This window comes from Capnocytophaga granulosa ATCC 51502 (genome assembly GCF_000411115.1).
Taxonomy (GTDB): Bacteria; Bacteroidota; Bacteroidia; order Flavobacteriales; family Flavobacteriaceae; genus Capnocytophaga; species Capnocytophaga granulosa.
On record NZ_KE150256.1, the window covers coordinates 202,637 to 219,129 of the forward strand.

Here is a 16,493-nt window from a genome sequence, read left to right on the forward strand (position 1 = left end):
GAGATACAACCTTTTGCTTGATGAATAAACACCTCCTCTTACTCCTGTGTGTGCTCTGCCTCTCCCCCCTATGGGCACAGCGCAAATATACCCTCAGTGGTACTATCACCGATAGCGCCAGCGGGGAAAAACTCCTTGGAGTGAATGTTATTGTAAAAGGCACCCAAATGGGTGCCACTACCAATGCCTATGGCTTCTACTCCCTGACCTTGCCCCAAGGGGACTATACCCTACAAGTGGCGTATTTGGGTTTCAAGACCATAGAAGAAACCCTACACCTAAAGGGCAACCTGCGTCGCAACTACAAGCTCTTGGAGGAAGATATAGCCCTTGAGGGAATAGAAATCACCGCCCATAGTACCCCAAAGGTAGATATCCGCACCCCCCAGATGAGTGTAGCCAGTATCCCCATACAGACCATCAAGAAACTGCCCGTGCTAGTGGGTGAAGTGGATATCATCAAGTCCTTACAACAGCTCCCAGGGGTAAGCAATGCAGGGGAAGCCTCTTCGGGCTTCAATGTACGTGGAGGTGCCGCTGACCAGAACCTTATCATGCTGGATCAGGCCACTATCTTCAACGCTTCTCACCTCTTTGGTTTCTTAAGTATCTACAATGCCGATGCTATTCGTGATATGAAGCTCTACAAGGGGGGCATGCCTGCTCGCTATGGCGGACGTATTTCCTCGGTTTTGGACGTATATCAGAAAGATGGAAATAATACTCAGTTTCATGCCACAGGAGGGATAGGGGCACTCTCCTCCCGCCTTTTGGCCGAAGGGCCTATTGTAAAAGATAAGTCCTCTTTCCTTATTGGCGGACGTGCTTCCTATGCACATCTGTTCTTGAAACTAACAGATAATAACAACTCTGCCTACTTCTATGATCTCAATACCAAGCTCAACACCAAGATAGATGACCAAAATAGCCTCTACCTTTCGGGCTACTTCGGAAGAGATGTCTTTGACCTATCGCAGACCATTAGTAATAGCTATGGGAATGCGCTGGTAAATCTCAGATGGAATCACCTATTCTCTGACCAACTTTTTTCCAACTTATCACTTATCTATAGTGACTATTATTATGGGCTAAATGTACCCCTTTCAGGCTTTAAATGGGATTCTTGGGTGAGGAATCTGAACCTAATGTATGACTTCAAGCATTATTTCTCTGACCGCTTTAAGGTAGGTTATGGCCTGCAAGGTACTTATTACGATTTTAACCCCGGCAAGATCACCCCTATAGGCGAATCTACTATTAGTTATAAGGCCTTAGCACACAAATACGCTGTAGAATTGGGACTTTATGCGGAGGCCGAACACAAACTCAGCGAGCCACTGACGCTCTCCTATGGCCTTCGCTGGAGTAACTTCTACCACTTAGGCAAGCGCACTATGGACAAGTATTACGCTGACCAAGCGGTGATATTCAATCCTTTACAGCGTATCTATGAGCGCGGCATTCCTATAGGACAAAAGAGCTACAAGGCCGGTGAACTGATAGATGTATATGCACACCTCGAACCACGCCTAAGTCTTGCTTATGCCTTCGATGACCATCGTTCTATCAAGGCTAGCTATGCCCGTATGACACAATACCTGCACCTGATTTCCAACACTGCCTCCCCTACCCCCTTGGACATATGGACTCCCAGCGATCGCTATCTCAAGCCTCAATATTCTGACCAAGTAGCCTTGGGCTACACTACCAACCTCAAGGACGGTGATTATAGCCTAGAGACTGAAGTCTTTTACAAGACAGTACAAAACCGCTTGGATTATATAGATGGTGCCAACCTTGTTGCCAACGAATCCATAGAGCGGGAAGTGCTTGCAGGACATACGCGTGCTTATGGCTGGGAAGTCCTACTGAGAAAGAACACGGGCAAATTCACCGGTTGGCTCTCCTATACCTATTCCAAATCTCAGCAACTGACTCCAGGAAGAACTGATTATGAAACAGGTATCAACAATGGCCAGTGGTATGCCTCTGCTTATGACAAGCCTCATAACCTATCGCTTACGGGCACCTATACTTTCAATAAGAAATGGAATGCAAGTGCTGTATTCACCCTACAATCGGGGATTCCTGCCAATTTTCCCATAGGTAAATACAGCTATTTTGGTGTATCCATCTCCAATTATAGCGCCCGCAATGCTTATCGCCTGCCTGTATATCACCGCTTAGATGTATCGCTCTCCTATACCCCTCACCCTGAAAGAAAATGGAAATCGGAATGGGTATTCGGCGTATATAACCTATACAACCGCTACAATGCTGCCTCTATTTATTTTAGAAACAACCGAGAAACCCAACAGAGCGAAGCCGTTAAGCTCTCTATCTTTGGTATAGTCCCAAGTCTCACCTATAATTTTTCTTTTTAAACGATGAAAAAAGCAACTTTACTTTACTCTATATCATTCCTTATTATGGCATTTCCCCTTTTCACCGCCTGTGAAAAGGTAATAGAACTGGATTTAGACACCCAAGAAAAAGAGTTGGTGATTGATGCCCATATTGATTGGGAGAAAGGCGCTACAGGGCAAGAGCAGACTATTCTGCTGAGCTATACCCAACCTTATTATAGCCAAGAAGCTCCTGAAGGTGCTTCAGGAGCTACTGTATTAGTGGCTGATAACCAAGGAAATATCTTCCCATTTGTAGAGCATATAGCAGGCACTTACAAAAATCTCAACTTCACCCCAGCATTAGGAAGAAGGTATGCACTTATGGTACAATATCAAGGGAAAGAATATGTCGCTTCGGATATCCTAAAGGAAGTACCTCAACTGACTGAGGATAATATCACGCAAAGCAATGATGGAGGACTCACTGGTGATCAGATCATGCTCACCCTCCGCTTTGATGCCAATCCCAATGAGCGAAATAATTTTGTTTTACGTATCAAGGCCTCTTCCGATGGCGTAACTCGCATCTATGGGTTTAATGATCGCTATTTTCCTGACGGTCGTTTCTCTAGCAAAATCCTTAGCCGTAGTAACAAGGAAGAGGAGAAATTCAAGCCAGGTGATACTGTTGAAATTACCCTCTTCCGTGTGAGTGAAACCTATATGAACTATATTCGGGTACTCTCGAACAACACCTCCAACAATGCAGGTCTGTTTAGCATACCCAACCGCGTAAGAGGCAACATTGTCAATCGTGCCAACCCTCAGGAAAATCCCTTAGGTGCTTTCAGAGTAGCTCAATACTCTAAAATCATTTATGTAATCAAATAGCACTGTATACGGGGAGACCTGCGGCTTCCCATGCTTTTATTCCTCCATCTAGATTAAGTAGGTCATCATAGCCTTTACTCTGAAGAAAAGCTATAGCCTTTTGGCTGCGCCCGCCCGAAAGACAAGCTATAATAAGTTTTTGTCCTACAGGTAGTTGACCATATGTTTCGGCCAACTTGGAAAGAGGGAGATGTAGGTAGTGAGCTACCTCATAGCGTTTTTGAGCCACTTCATCGGCCTCACGTACATCTACCAATAAGACCCCTTGCTGACTAAGGGCAAAAGCCTCCTTAGGAGCAACATGTATTATTTCTGCCATATATAATTGATTAACAAGTTACTGCCTCCTTGATTCGGCGCAAGGCCTCACGAAGCGCCTCCTCACTGGTGGCATAGGAAAGGCGGATACAATTCTTATTACCAAAAGCTTCTCCTGTTACTGTCGCCACATGGGCTTCTTCTAAGAGATAGAGGGAAAGGTCGCTGGCTGTTTCTATCTTTTTCCCACGGAGTGTCTTTCCAAAATAGTAGGACACATCGGGGAAGAAGTAGAATGCTCCCTCAGGGAGATTGGTCTTAAAACCTTCTATCTGGGTGAGCAGTTCATGCACAAGGTCTCTACGCTTGCGATAGGCATCGAACATATATTGTATCTGGCTCAAAGGGGCTCTTAGTGCAGTGATACTTGCTCGCTGTGCGATGGTATTGGCTCCACTGGTGATTTGCCCTTGCATTTTGCTGCAAGCCTTGGTAATCCATTCAGGAGCTCCCATATAGCCCATACGCCAGCCTGGCATCGCAAAAGCCTTTGATAGTCCATTGACAGTGATGGTACGCTCATACATTCCCTCTATAGAGGCCATGGAGGTATGTTTGCCTACGTAATTGATATGCTCGTATATCTCATCGGCGAGGAAGAAGATATTAGGGTGCCTTCTCAAGACCTCTGCCAGCGCTTCCAATTCTTCTTTGGAATAGATCATACCACTGGGGTTACCAGGGTTACTTAGCCATATCATTTTGGTACGTGGGGTAATGGCTTTTTCTAACTGCTCTGGAGTAATCTTAAAATTCGTTTCTAGCGAAGTAGGTAGTTCCACTGGCACCCCTCCTGCAATCTTAGTAATATCGGAATAGCTTACCCAATAGGGAGTGGGAAGGATTACCTCATCGCCAGGGTTGAGCATCACCAGGGCTACATTGGACAAGCACTGCTTAGCCCCTGTGGAGACAATCACCTGAGAGGGTGTATAGGTCAGTCCATTATCCTTCTTGAATTTCTCACAGATGGCCTCTTTCAGTTCCAAATAACCGTCCACAGGAGAATATTTGTTATAATTCTGCTCAATAGCCTCAATGGCTGCTTTCTTTACAAAGTCAGGTACAGCAAAATCAGGTTCGCCCAAGCTCAAGCTAATAATATCCTTGCCTTGTGCCTTTAGCTCGCGTGCTTTGGCAGCCATAGCCAAAGTAGCAGAAAGTGCCATATTATTGACACGATCAGAGAGATGTATATTCATATTGTTTTACAATTTTTTATCTTTATAATATCGTACAAAATTACGACTTTTCACGGAGAAAGTAAAGAGAAAAAAGAAAAAAGTTTGCATATCTACCTATTAAACCTTATTTTTGCAGTCCTTAAATATCCCTTTATGAAAGATGTGGTTCTCATCACAGGTGCTACTTCAGGCATCGGCCGTGCCACGGCTGAACTTTTATCCCAAAAAGGCTATAGGGTATATGGCACTGCCCGCCATATACAAGCTCAGCCCGAAGGCTATACCCTACTTACGATGGACGTAAGGGACACGGCTTCCGTCGCCCAAGCAGTGGAGCAGATCATCACTCTAGAAAAACGTATAGATGTGCTTATCAACAACGCAGGAGTGGGCATCACAGGTGCTATAGAGGAAACCCCAATAGAGGCCTTGGAGAACGCTTTTCAGACCAATGTGTTTGGAGCTATACGCGTCATCCAAGCGGTACTACCACACATGCGCGCCCAGCAAAAAGGCAAGGTTATCAATATCACCTCTGTGGCGGCCTATATGGGATTGCCCTTTAGGGGGGGCTATTCGGCAAGCAAGGGTGCCTTACAGTTACTCTCAGAGAGCCTACGCATGGAGACCGAGCAGTTTGGTATCTGTTTTTGCACCTTAGCCCCCGGTGATGTAGCTACCGACATAGCCTCACGGCGCTTCCACACCCCTGCCCTTGAGGGATCTCCCTACAAGCAATACGCCGAAGCCCTCCCTCTTATGAACGCCGATGTGGATAATGGCCTGCCTGCCCAAGAGTTAGCCCAAGCTATCTACTCTCTTTTGCAAAAAGAGCACCCCAAGGTACATTATATAAAGGGAAAAGCCCTCGAACGCCTGTCAGTATTCCTAAAAAAAATACTCCCTAGTAAGTGCTTTGAGCGACTGCTCAAAAGGCATTATCGCTTGTAATGCACTATAGAAGACAAGGAAAAACTGTTTTTACCAAAAATTGTTAATAACTTATTTTGCCTTTCTCTTTCATATGTCACAGAAAAGCCTTAATTTTGCCCTTGTGAAAATCATAGGAACTTCAAAATATTATACTATCTATCAAAAACCAGGAGATCGCAGGTTTTATGTAGAGATGCCCGAACAGACTTTGGAGCTTCGCTTCTGTGAGTTGCTAGAGTTTCGCGGCAAAGTACAAGCCATAGACCTCACCTCCCATTTTGATTACTCCGAACCTGGTATAGAGATTCTTACCTTCTGCGGGGGCAAGTACCTATGTGTCTTTACAACGGTGCAAATCGTTGATCTTCAAAAACTACTTTTTGAAATCTTTGAGGGCGTTTCCGAAAAAGAAATCTTTACCAAATACGTATTGCTATGATTGTTGTTACAGGAGGCACAGGGCTTGTGGGGGCACACCTGCTCTACCAGCTGCTTTGTCATACCTCTGACACGATCCGCGCCCTCTACCGCCGAGAGGATACTTCCCTCTTAGAACGCCTTTTCCAAATCTATAACCCTAGTGAAGGAGACCTCCTCTCTCGTATAGAGTGGGTCAAGGCTGATATTTTGGACATACCAGCTCTTGAGGAGGCTTTCAGAGATGCTACACATGTTTATCATTGTGCGGCCAAAGTTTCCTTTACCCCTGGTGAAGCAGAATTACTACTAAAAACCAATATAGAGGGTACGGCCAATGTTGTGAATATGGCCTTACACTTAGGTGTCAAAAAGCTTTGTTATGTAAGCAGTATTGCCACTTTCTCTCCCAAGGAAGGGGCAGAAGTCAGTGAGCAGACTGAGCAGGAGCCAAGTCGTGATCGGGACAACGAATATGCCCTGAGTAAGTATAGTGCTGAGATGGAAGTTTGGCGCGGCGTACAAGAAGGTCTTCCTGCTGTGGTAGTCTATCCATCGGTCATCATAGGCGTAGGGGTAGAGTCGCACCCTGCTATGAACGTAAAACAGCTCTGCCGAAGCCCTTATGTAACCTCTGGCGGCACAGGCTTTGTCGCTGCCCAAGATGTAGCAAGGGCTATGCAATTGCTTATGGAATCTCCCATTGAGAATGAAGGCTTTATACTCAATGGTGCAAACCTGAGTTATGCCGAGTTCTTCGAATGCTTACGAAAGAGCCATCCTACACTCCCTAAAAAGAAACTTATCTCCCCCACTGCTCTACGTATGCTAAGCTATGGAGAAGCCTTACTCTCCCTCTTTGGCAAAAGAAGACTCCTAACTGGCAAGATGTTGCACACCCTACAGCATAGAACCTATTATAATGGCAGCAAGATTACCCACACACTGCCTTTTTCTTACACTCCTATAGAAAATACACTCGAAAAATTATCCTTATGATAAGTATTTTTCATAAAAATTGTTTATCTTTGCTCCCTGAGAAATATACTAAATGATGGAGTTATTCAAAAGGCTATGTATGCTCTCACTACTTTTTATAAGCAGTTGGAGCTATGCCCAAACACGTGTATCGGGACAAGTAGTAGACGAACAAGGGGAACCAGTTCCCTTTGCTAGTGTCCTTTTCAAAAACACCAAAGTAGGTACTGCCTGCGACGAAAATGGTAAGTTTTCCCTCTACACTCAGAAGAACTACAACACGCTGGAAGTCTCCTCCGTTGGCTTCACAACCAAGGAAATTACGCTACTCAAGCGAGAAAGTACCGGCCTTAAGATCGTCCTTACCGAAGGGGAAATGCTTGATGAAGTGGTCATCGTACAAAAACCCACCAAGTTCCTTTCCAAAAAAGAGAATCCTGCCTATCCTATTCTGCAAAAAATATGGGCTAACAAACACAAAAATAGTCTTACCACTTCCAAATCCTACGAATACAAACGCTATGAGTCTGTGGAAATGGGGCTGAACAACCTAGATACGGTCTTCCTCAAGAAATCCATGAAGAAAGAATATGGGAATATACGTGAGCTACTCTCCTCCAGAGAGATAGGTGACCACTACTCACTACCTATGTTCCTTAGAGAAGAAGTCTCAAAGGTATATGGGGACAACACCCATTCGCTTACCCGTACCGATATAGAGGGCGAACGCACTCAAGGGGTGATGCAGACAGGCTTCGGTATGGAACGCTTCACCCGCAACTTTCGGGATTTTGATATCTATGACAACTCGTTCTATTTCTTGGACAAGGCTTTTGTAAGTCCGCTGTCCGAATATGGTTATGGAGTATATGCCTATGTGCTCAACGACTCTATAGTACGCGACGGTCGCAAGCTCTATTCTATTTACTTCTTCCCAAAGGAAGACCAAGATTTGCTCTTCAAAGGGAACTTCTCAGTGGATAGCCAAACCTATGCTATCGCCTCTATACAGATGTTCACCATCAAGGAAGCCTCTCTGAACTTTGTACGCAATCTCTCCATTGAAAAGAACTTTACCGTTAACGATAGCCTTATCTTACCTAAGAGCGACTATTACGAAGGTGACTTTACTGTCTTGAGTAAGAGTGACGAAGAAAAGGGACTTTATGTAAAAAAACGGATTCTCTATTCGGATTTTGTACTTGACCAGCCCAAGGAGGAGGCTTTTTACCTGACGAAGATAGAGAAATACAAGTCTAACCAATTTGCCCAAGACAAACCCTATTGGGACGACCTCTCCCAGACGCATTCCTCCCTTGGTGAAACCCAAGAACTGATTAAGAAAGTCAGTGATAACAAGCGTATTAAAGGGATTTCCAATGGGCTAAATATACTCTCCTCTGGCTATATTCCTGTAGGGCGCTACTTCCAGATAGGTTCCATATGGGAATCTTTCTCTAACAATGATATAGAGGGCAACCGTTTTCGCCGAATGGGAGCACGCTCCTTTATGAGCAATGATGACCGCTTCCGTACCTATCTCTATGGAGCGTATGGAATCAAAGATAAGAAATTCAAAGGAGGTATCAGCGGGCAATACTTGGTCATTCCTAAGATACGCATGACTATAGGAGGTTTATACCAAGACGACTATGTGCAATTAGGCACCTATCTCCAGAGCAATGAGGCCGAAATGGATCTAAAAAACGCCTCCAACTTCCTTTTCTCCAGAGGGGAAAACTACTTTGTAACCCGTAACAAACGAGTATTAGGTATGGTAGATTTCGGCCTTATGAAGAGCAACCTACACCTAACGCTTTCTGGCAGCTACCAACAGATGAAATCGGCCGACCCTGAACGCTTTTCTATTGGTTATCGCATGCCTTCGGGTGAGGTTCTCCACCAATATTCCGATGCCTATGCCTCCCTCTCGATTACCTATACCCCCAGACGAAACGTCTATGGCTACGGAGTAGAACAGTTCTTCGGGAAAAATATATTCCCTACCTATCGTATCAAATACACCCAAGCCTTCTCTGGCATTCGCAACAGTATCTTCGACTATAGCCGTCTGGAGGCTTTCGTACACCACCCTATCCCCTTGTGGAACATAGGAATTTTCCACCCTATGATAGAGGTCGGAAAGGTATTCGGCACTGTGCCCCTACCCTTCCTAACCCCTACCCCTGCCAATCAGGCCTATGGGACTTCCCGATTTGCGCTCAATAGAACCTTCCAACTACTCAACTACTACGACTTCGTTACCGATGCTTATATGAATGTGTATTTGGAACACCATTTTAACGGACTGATATTCAACCGAATTCCCCTGCTGAAAAAGACCAAATGGCGTAGCCTTATCTTAGCCAGAATGGCCTATGGTACGCTCAGCGAAGAGAATAGAGCCGTTAGCGCATCCAATATTGCTTATAACCCACCTGAAAAAATATATTGGGAATATGGCTTTGGTATAGAAAACATTGGTATCAAGAACCTCCGCCCTATCCGTGTGGATTTCATCTGGCGCAACGCTTTCTCTTCACATAACGGACTAGACAACCCGTATTTCGGGGTGAGATTCGCTGTAAGACCAGAGTTTTAATTCTCAATGGTTAATGCCAGCAATGATTAATGATTCATTGTTGGCATTAATTGTTAAAAATAGTGTTATTTAGATGCATTCTAATTATTTTTATTATCTTTGCACTTTAGTATTTTTCACTATTAACTTTTCACTTATGAAAAAACTATTCTCTGTCATAACACTTCTGGCAAGCATATCCGCCATGAGCCAGCAAAATGTATTCTTTGACCGTAGTTTTTGGAATGAAAACACCTCTGTTAGCCAAGTAAAAACCGCTATAGAGGCAGGCAATAGTCCTTCAGCGCTCAATGAGTCTGCCTTTGATGCGCCTTCTTTGGCCATTTTGGGCAATGTACCTACCCCAACGGCTATCTACTTGATAGAACAAGAGGGGAATAGCATCACCAAAACCACCCATGACGGACGCACTTACCTCTTTTGGGCTGCAAGTAGTGGAAATGTAGCTCTTATCCACTACCTATTAGAGCAAGGCAGTGATATCTATGCCAAGGACACCAAGGGCTATATCCCTGTCACCTTTGCCGCTCTCTTTGGCAATACCAATCCCAAAGTGTATGAGGCTTTCTTCCGTGCAGGCATAGACCCTAAGGCTACCTATGACCAAGGGGAGAGTCTCCTTCTCAAGACCATCGCCTTCGATAGCGAGCAACTACCACTTACCCAATACTTTATCAGCAAGGGACTCAAGCTCAAGCAGACGAGCCTTAGTGGCGCTACCGCCTTTGACTATGCTTCCCGAAAGGGCAATGTAAACCTGCTCAAGACCTTGCGCAAGAAAGTAAAACCTACCCACCAAGCCTTGCCTATGGCCGCCGAAGGGGTAATACGACAGCCCAACAATCCTATAGAGGTATATCAATACCTGATTGAAAACCAGAAGATCCCCGCCACTGCCACCGACTACAAAGGGGGTACCGCCTTGCACTACTTAGCGCGTCGCCAAGACCTGCCCGCTGCCCAGTATCTTATAGAGAAAGGAGCTAACATAGAGGCTACAGACAAGGACGGCAACACCTGCCTGATGAACGCTTGCTATGGGAACAACTTAGAGCTGGTAAAACTCTTGCTTAAGGGCAAAGAACACATCAACAAGGCCAATGGAAAAGGAGAAACTGCCCTGCTTATCGCCCTACAACGCAGCAGTAGTGAAGTAGTTGCACTATTATTAGCTCAAGGGGCTGATACTCGTGCGATAAGTAAGAAAGGGGTCAATGTGATAGAAGCGCTTCTTGCCAGCTATAATCCCCGAAAGAAGGGTAATGATGAAGATTTTGATCAAAAAGCCGCCCTCTTGAAACAGTATTTGGTTGCACTACAAGGTGCTAATGCTCACGGAGATACTGCCCTACATATGGCTGTGGTAAAGGGAAACCTTAAGCTTGTAGAGAAAATATGCTCTTGGCCGTCTATAGATATCAATGCACAGAACGAAGAGGGGGAAACGCCCCTTATCAAAGCGGCTCTTACTGCCAAAGACACCTCCCTACTAAAGCTCCTTATAGACAAAGGTGCCAACAAAGCGCTTACTACTTCCTTAGGGGAGACCACCTATGAGCTAGCTAAGGAAAACGAAAACCTACAGAAAAGCGGAGCAGATCTCAGCTTCCTTAAATAAGTGAAAAATAAAAAGTGAAGAGTGAATAACTACTTTTTACTCTTTACTTTTCACTCTTCACTTACATAGCGATTCTCTCAAAGAACGCCCACGCCACTACCTGATAGAACTCCACTACATAGGCCATCGGAATAAGTTCAGGCTCATAAGGAGGGTTATTAAGCTCTGGCAGGGGATCTGGCATGAGTTCTAAGAAGCCTTTTTGCTTACTGCGCTTGACGATTTTCACCGTGCGAATTTGATTTTTGGTAATCACCCCATAGAGTTCGTTGGTCGGAAAGTAGGTTTGCCAGTCCTCTATACGTTTCAGCCCTATAACAGAACCACTACGGATACGTCGGGAGATGGAGTTCCCTATGAGGTTACAAGCGAAATCAGCCCTATCAAAGTCAGGCGAGCTGATGATAAAGGAGGGTTTAGACTGTGAGAAAAGCTCTTCTGTAGACCAGCCCCCTGCGAAATCCACATCATAATAAGGCACTTTCACCGAGGAAGAGACTACTTCTGTCTTTAGAATTGGAATATTTAGATCCTCATCATCTTGACTTTCGTACTCATAGGCCACTTGGTCAAAATAGATTTCCAAGAGAGCACGGGTTCTATCGGGCATCTCTTCCTCGTGCATCTCATAGGCCTTGAGCTTTCTCACTGGGATATGGGTATGCTCGTATATATCCGTTAGGGTAAGTCCATATTTCTCTCGTTCTGCCTTGAGAAACGCGCCCCCATCCTCATAGTCTCCTTCCACAAGCATCTCGCCACGACCTGAGAGCATCCATTCCTTGTCTATTTCAGGAAAGGCCGCTACTACTTTTTTGACTACCCCTTCGGTCATGTACTTCTCATTACCGTTGAGGGCAGCCGAGAGGTTGCTGCGAGGTTCCTTAATCTTCTGAGCGAAAAGGGTTTGGGTAACATATTCTGTATTTTTTCGTATGTACAAGAATACTTCATTAAGCCTTCGGGACATAGCGGCTTTGCTGGTATCAAACTGTTCTTCCATAACTTACAAAAGTTAAACATATGATATGTGGCAAAAGTACAACAAAAGATTGGGATATACAAACAAAAACAAAGATTTTTTCAAAAAAAGTATATTAACCCAAAATAATTGCGTATTTTTGTACCGTCTTTAAGAACTAAAAAAATGAAGGATTTATTTGATCACATAAAGACCAACAAAGGCAATATAGGCCGCTGGGCTTCGCATGCTGAAGGTTATTATGTTTTCCCAAAATTAGAAGGTGCTCTTGGCCCTCATATGAAATTCCAAGGGAAGGAAGTGCTCAACTGGAGCATTAATGATTATTTGGGGCTGGCCAACCATCCTGAGGTACGCAAGGCCGATGCCGATGCTGCGGCTGAGTATGGGGCAGCTTATCCTATGGGCGCCCGTATGATGAGTGGGCACACCACCCTACATGAGGAATTGGAACAACGCTTGGCCAAGTTTGTCCACAAAGAGGCAGCTTACCTACTTAATTTCGGTTATCAAGGAATGGTTTCTATCATTGACGCTTTGGTTACCAAAAATGATATTATTGTATATGATGCCGATTGCCATGCTTGTATCATTGATGGGGTACGCCTACACTTTGGAAAGCGATTCACTTACCAACACAATGATATAGAGAGTTTTGCTAAGAATATAGAACGTGCCAAGCGTCTGGCGGAAACCACTGGCGGAGGTATTTTGGTCATCACCGAAGGCGTATTCGGTATGCGCGGCCAGCAAGGTAAGCTCAAGGAAATCCTCGCCTACAAAGAGCAATATGGGTTCCGCTTATTGGTAGATGATGCCCACGGCTTTGGTATGCTTGGTAAGACAGGTGCTGGTACTGGCGAAGAACAAGGTGTACAAGACCAGATAGACCTATACTTCTCCACCTTTGCCAAATCCATGGCTGGCATCGGTGCCTTTGTAGCTGGTGATAAGGAGATCATAGAATACCTCAAGTACAACCTACGCTCCCAGATGTTTGCCAAATCCCTCCCTATGATCTTTGTCAAAGGAGGTCTCAAGCGCTTGGAGATGTTACAGAACATGCCAGAGCTAAGAAAAAAACTCTGGGACAATGTACATGCCCTACAGAATGGCCTTTGCTCCAGAGGGTTCAACATAGGTAGCACCAACACCTGTGTAACCCCTGTCTTCCTAGAAGGAAGTATCCCTGAAGCTATGGCTATGGTCAATGACTTACGCGAACATTACGGTATATTCCTCTCCATAGTGGTCTATCCTGTAATTCCTAAGGGTATGATACTCTTGCGCATTATCCCTACTGCCTCCCACTCCATGGAGGATATAGAGCGTACGCTGGAGGCTTTCTCAGCCATCCGAAGCAAGCTCGAAGGAGGGGTATATCGCGCTCAAAATGCTGCTCTTGAAGCAGAAATGGGTGACGAAAAATAACCATATATCATGAAAGTTTACATAGTACACGGACTTAATTCCGCTTTGGATAAGCACTGGTTTGCTTATCTTGTGGGAGAATTAGCCAAGAGAAATATCTCTTGTTTTTGCTTGCCAATGCCCAACCCTACTGCCCCCAAGGCTGAGGAGTGGTTGGAGTTCCTCAAGAAGGAAATTCATATGGATGACCAAACGGTACTCATAGGCCATAGTGTAGGGTGTGTCTCCGTACTCACCTACTTGGCCAACACAGGTGCTAAGGCCTTAGGTACGATCTTGGTATCAGGCTTTGATGAGCCGCTCAAGCGCTTGCCACAGCTTGACCCCTTCATCACACTATACAAGGCACAGCCCTCTATCGCACCACTGGAAAACTCCTATGTATTTGCTGCCTTGGATGACCAAAGCGTTCCTTACCAGATGATAGATGACCTCTCCCGCCATTTGGATAGTGTACTGATACGCTACCCTCACGGAGGGCACTTCAAGGAAGAGGACGGTTTCCATACCTTCCCTGCCCTACTGCACAAGGTAGAAGAAATTTTTAAAAAATAATTTTAAATGAGTAAAAAGGTAATAGGTAAAATGCTCTTATAAGTTTTACCTATTACCTTTTACTTTTTATCTTTTACTCTAAATTAGATGTTTGACTCTCGCCCACTTGCCGAGCGTATGCGTCCTGTACGCCTTGCCGATTATATCAGCCAATCTCACCTTGTAGGAGAGAAAGGTGCTCTACGCATGCAAATAGAAAAGGGAATTACCCCTTCGCTCATCTTCTGGGGGCCTCCTGGCACCGGAAAGACTACCTTGGCTTACATCATTGCCAAGGAGAGCCAGCGTGCTTTTTTCTCTCTTAGTGCTATCAGTAGTGGAATCAAGGAGGTTAGGGATATTATAGAGAAATCCAAGCGTGAACAAGGCCTTTTCACCGCTCGCAACCCCATCATCTTCATTGATGAAATTCATAGGTTCAACAAGACCCAACAGGATTCTCTTTTGGAGGCAGTAGAGCGGGGCTGGGTAACCCTTATTGGGGCTACAACGGAAAACCCTAGTTTTGAAGTGATTCCTGCACTGCTGTCCCGCTGTCAGGTATATACCCTCAAGCCTTTTGAGAAAGAAGACCTCTTGGCGCTGCTCGATCGCGCTATAAAGCAGGATGTAGAACTAAAACAAAAACACATCACCCTCAAAGAAACCGAAGCGCTGCTAAGGCTTTCCGATGGTGATGGACGCAAATTACTCAATACTTTCGAGCTGATTGTCAACACTTTTGCCCAGGGAGAAGAAATCGTTATTACCAACGACAAGGTTTTGGAGATTGTACAGCAGAACACGGTACTCTATGACAAAACAGGCGAGCAACATTACGACATTATCTCAGCCTTTATTAAGTCCATACGGGGTAGCGATCCCAATGCAGCCGTTTATTGGCTTGCCCGTATGATCGAGGGCGGAGAAGACGTCAAGTTCATCGCAAGGCGTATGCTTATCTTGGCCAGTGAGGACATAGGCAATGCCAACCCTATGGCGCTGGTTTTGGCCAATAATACGTTCCAAGCGGTAACTGTCATTGGCTATCCTGAATCTCGGATTATTCTAAGCCAATGTGCCATCTACTTGGCCTCATCGCCTAAGAGTAATGCTTCCTATAAGGCTATTGGCAAGGCGCAACAATTAGTCAAGCAGCAAGGCAACCTACCTGTGCCCTTACACCTGCGCAATGCTCCCACTACACTGATGAAAGAGCTATCCTATGGCAAAGACTACAAGTATGCCCACGACTACCCTTATAACTTTGTTTTCCAAGACTTTATGCCCGACGCGCTCCAGGGTATGACCCTATACGAACCTTGTGATAACCCCAAAGAAAACGCCCTAAAGGCTTATTTAAAATCCTTATGGGGCGATCGCTATGGTTATTGATTCTCTAATTCTTGGAAAAGTGCTTGGAGTTCTGTGGCATCGTGTGGCTTGATACGTCCTGCTAGCACAAGGCTCAATTGCTTACGCCTAAGGGCACCCTCATAGCGCTCTTTCTCCAAAGGTGTCTCTGGTATTACCTCTGGTACAGCCACGGGTTTGCCTTCTGCGTTGAGGGCAACAAAGGTATAGATAGCCTCATTGGACTTGACACGCTCCCCACTGACGGAGTCCTCCACCCAGACATCTATATACACCTCCATGGACGAGGTAAAAGCGCGGGAAAGGGAAGCCTCTACCGTAACCATGCTACCCTGAGGAATGATTTTATTGAAAGAAACGGAATTGACCGCGGCCGTTACGACTACACAGCCCGAATGGCGTACAGCGGCTATAGTACCTACTCTGTCCATACGTGCCAAAAGTTCCCCCCCAAACATATTACCATAATGGTTGGTCTCATTGGGTAATACCAAGTCGGTAGACACCGAACGAGACGCTGCTACAGTCTTTGCTTTCATATTATTATAAGTTGTTAGTAATCAATGGCTAATGGTTAATGGTTAATGATTAATGGTTAATGATTTAAGTTTCGCAAGTCATTTTTAGGTTATAATTAGGTTTATAATTGATTAATAATCAATATATTGCAAAGAAAACCTCCCCCTTGCCCCCTCCGAGAGGGGGAATAAATTCATTGAAAAAGATAAAAATAGTCTATCAATCTGGAAAATGTCCTTTCTATAACTCCTTGAGAATCATAAACTATCTTATTCCCCCTTTGGAGGGGGTAGGGGGAGGTTTTGAATATCAATAAGTTACAGAACTTGCGAAACTTAAATTAATGATTAATTACTACTGGCAT

14 protein-coding genes are annotated in these 16,493 nt (G+C 44.9%); 10 read left to right on the plus strand and 4 right to left on the minus strand.

Annotated elements, in window-relative coordinates:
• Positions 1 to 20: 20 nt before the first annotated feature.
• Together HMPREF9331_RS09850 and HMPREF9331_RS09855 are read left to right on the plus strand one after the other, a co-directional pair.
• Entirely contained in the window at positions 21 to 2,384 is a 2,364-nt protein-coding gene (locus tag HMPREF9331_RS09850; RefSeq protein WP_016420804.1) for a TonB-dependent receptor, read from the plus strand.
• A 45-nt stretch (positions 2,385 to 2,429) separates the two neighbouring features.
• Positions 2,430 to 3,239, plus strand: coding sequence for a DUF4249 domain-containing protein (locus HMPREF9331_RS09855; protein WP_234945877.1), 810 nt, complete (start codon positions 2,430 to 2,432; stop codon positions 3,237 to 3,239).
• Here HMPREF9331_RS09855 and HMPREF9331_RS09860 read toward each other — a convergent pair.
• Together HMPREF9331_RS09860 and HMPREF9331_RS09865 are read right to left on the minus strand one after the other, a co-directional pair.
• The gene (locus tag HMPREF9331_RS09860) at positions 3,232 to 3,558 is read right to left on the minus strand and encodes a rhodanese-like domain-containing protein (RefSeq protein ID WP_009640734.1); all 327 of its coding nucleotides are present in this window, start codon (positions 3,556 to 3,558) and stop codon (positions 3,232 to 3,234) included. The two genes, HMPREF9331_RS09855 and HMPREF9331_RS09860, sit on opposite strands and share 8 nt — an antisense overlap.
• 10 nt (positions 3,559 to 3,568) lie before the next feature.
• Positions 3,569 to 4,759, minus strand: a complete 1,191-nt coding sequence (locus tag HMPREF9331_RS09865; RefSeq protein ID WP_016420806.1) for a pyridoxal phosphate-dependent aminotransferase — start codon at positions 4,757 to 4,759, stop codon at positions 3,569 to 3,571.
• A 135-nt stretch (positions 4,760 to 4,894) separates the two neighbouring features.
• Between HMPREF9331_RS09865 and HMPREF9331_RS09870 the strand changes: the two genes are divergently transcribed.
• From HMPREF9331_RS09870 to HMPREF9331_RS09890, 5 genes are all read left to right on the plus strand, one after another.
• Positions 4,895 to 5,692, plus strand: coding sequence for an SDR family oxidoreductase (locus HMPREF9331_RS09870; protein WP_016420807.1), 798 nt, complete (start codon positions 4,895 to 4,897; stop codon positions 5,690 to 5,692).
• 103 nt (positions 5,693 to 5,795) lie between these two features.
• Positions 5,796 to 6,113 carry a hypothetical protein gene (locus tag HMPREF9331_RS09875; protein WP_040357434.1) on the plus strand — a complete coding sequence of 106 codons (318 nt, stop codon included), beginning with the start codon at positions 5,796 to 5,798 and terminating at the stop codon, positions 6,111 to 6,113.
• Positions 6,110 to 7,090, plus strand: coding sequence for an NAD-dependent epimerase/dehydratase family protein (locus HMPREF9331_RS09880; protein WP_016420809.1), 981 nt, complete (start codon positions 6,110 to 6,112; stop codon positions 7,088 to 7,090). The genes HMPREF9331_RS09875 and HMPREF9331_RS09880 overlap by 4 nt, the downstream gene beginning before the upstream one ends.
• A 52-nt stretch (positions 7,091 to 7,142) precedes the next feature.
• Positions 7,143 to 9,671 (plus strand): DUF5686 and carboxypeptidase-like regulatory domain-containing protein, encoded by a 2,529-nt coding sequence (locus tag HMPREF9331_RS09885; protein ID WP_040357403.1) that lies wholly within the window; start codon positions 7,143 to 7,145, stop codon positions 9,669 to 9,671.
• Between the two features lie 136 nt (positions 9,672 to 9,807).
• On the plus strand, positions 9,808 to 11,289 hold the full coding sequence (locus tag HMPREF9331_RS09890; RefSeq protein ID WP_040357406.1) for an ankyrin repeat domain-containing protein: 1,482 nt from the start codon (positions 9,808 to 9,810) through the stop codon (positions 11,287 to 11,289).
• Positions 11,290 to 11,350: 61 nt separating this feature from the next.
• Here HMPREF9331_RS09890 and HMPREF9331_RS09895 read toward each other — a convergent pair whose 3' ends face one another.
• Complete coding sequence (locus HMPREF9331_RS09895) at positions 11,351 to 12,292, minus strand: hypothetical protein (RefSeq protein ID WP_016420812.1); 942 nt, start codon at positions 12,290 to 12,292, stop codon at positions 11,351 to 11,353.
• Positions 12,293 to 12,436: 144 nt separating this feature from the next.
• Here HMPREF9331_RS09895 and capB point away from each other — a divergent pair, with 144 nt between their 5' ends.
• From capB to HMPREF9331_RS09910, 3 genes are all read left to right on the plus strand, one after another.
• Complete coding sequence (capB, locus tag HMPREF9331_RS09900; protein WP_016420813.1) at positions 12,437 to 13,702, plus strand: cysteate-C-fatty acyltransferase; 1,266 nt, start codon at positions 12,437 to 12,439, stop codon at positions 13,700 to 13,702.
• 9 nt (positions 13,703 to 13,711) lie between these two features.
• On the plus strand, positions 13,712 to 14,257 hold the full coding sequence (locus HMPREF9331_RS09905) for an RBBP9/YdeN family alpha/beta hydrolase (protein ID WP_009642281.1): 546 nt from the start codon (positions 13,712 to 13,714) through the stop codon (positions 14,255 to 14,257).
• 87 nt (positions 14,258 to 14,344) lie between these two features.
• Positions 14,345 to 15,631 carry a replication-associated recombination protein A gene (locus HMPREF9331_RS09910; RefSeq protein WP_016420814.1) on the plus strand — a complete coding sequence of 429 codons (1,287 nt, stop codon included), beginning with the start codon at positions 14,345 to 14,347 and terminating at the stop codon, positions 15,629 to 15,631.
• Here HMPREF9331_RS09910 and HMPREF9331_RS09915 read toward each other — a convergent pair.
• Positions 15,625 to 16,149, minus strand: coding sequence for an acyl-CoA thioesterase (locus HMPREF9331_RS09915; protein ID WP_016420815.1), 525 nt, complete (start codon positions 16,147 to 16,149; stop codon positions 15,625 to 15,627). The genes HMPREF9331_RS09910 and HMPREF9331_RS09915 overlap by 7 nt on opposite strands.
• Between the last annotated feature and the right edge of the window lie 344 nt (positions 16,150 to 16,493).

Excerpts from the sequence above, each read along its gene's own strand:
- HMPREF9331_RS09850 (WP_016420804.1), top strand. The coding sequence starts at position 21 with ATGAATAAACACCTCCTCTTACTCCTGTGTGTGCTCTGCCTCTCCCCC.
- HMPREF9331_RS09855 (WP_234945877.1), top strand. The coding sequence starts at position 2,430 with ATGGCATTTCCCCTTTTCACCGCCTGTGAAAAGGTAATAGAACTGGAT.
- HMPREF9331_RS09860 (WP_009640734.1), bottom strand. The coding sequence starts at position 3,558 with ATGGCAGAAATAATACATGTTGCTCCTAAGGAGGCTTTTGCCCTTAGT.
- HMPREF9331_RS09865 (WP_016420806.1), bottom strand. The coding sequence starts at position 4,759 with ATGAATATACATCTCTCTGATCGTGTCAATAATATGGCACTTTCTGCT.
- HMPREF9331_RS09870 (WP_016420807.1), top strand. The coding sequence starts at position 4,895 with ATGAAAGATGTGGTTCTCATCACAGGTGCTACTTCAGGCATCGGCCGT.
- HMPREF9331_RS09880 (WP_016420809.1), top strand. The coding sequence starts at position 6,110 with ATGATTGTTGTTACAGGAGGCACAGGGCTTGTGGGGGCACACCTGCTC.
- HMPREF9331_RS09885 (WP_040357403.1), top strand. The coding sequence starts at position 7,143 with ATGATGGAGTTATTCAAAAGGCTATGTATGCTCTCACTACTTTTTATA.
- HMPREF9331_RS09890 (WP_040357406.1), top strand. The coding sequence starts at position 9,808 with ATGAAAAAACTATTCTCTGTCATAACACTTCTGGCAAGCATATCCGCC.
- HMPREF9331_RS09895 (WP_016420812.1), bottom strand. The coding sequence starts at position 12,292 with ATGGAAGAACAGTTTGATACCAGCAAAGCCGCTATGTCCCGAAGGCTT.
- capB (WP_016420813.1), top strand. The coding sequence starts at position 12,437 with ATGAAGGATTTATTTGATCACATAAAGACCAACAAAGGCAATATAGGC.
- HMPREF9331_RS09905 (WP_009642281.1), top strand. The coding sequence starts at position 13,712 with ATGAAAGTTTACATAGTACACGGACTTAATTCCGCTTTGGATAAGCAC.
- HMPREF9331_RS09910 (WP_016420814.1), top strand. The coding sequence starts at position 14,345 with ATGTTTGACTCTCGCCCACTTGCCGAGCGTATGCGTCCTGTACGCCTT.
- HMPREF9331_RS09915 (WP_016420815.1), bottom strand. The coding sequence starts at position 16,149 with ATGAAAGCAAAGACTGTAGCAGCGTCTCGTTCGGTGTCTACCGACTTG.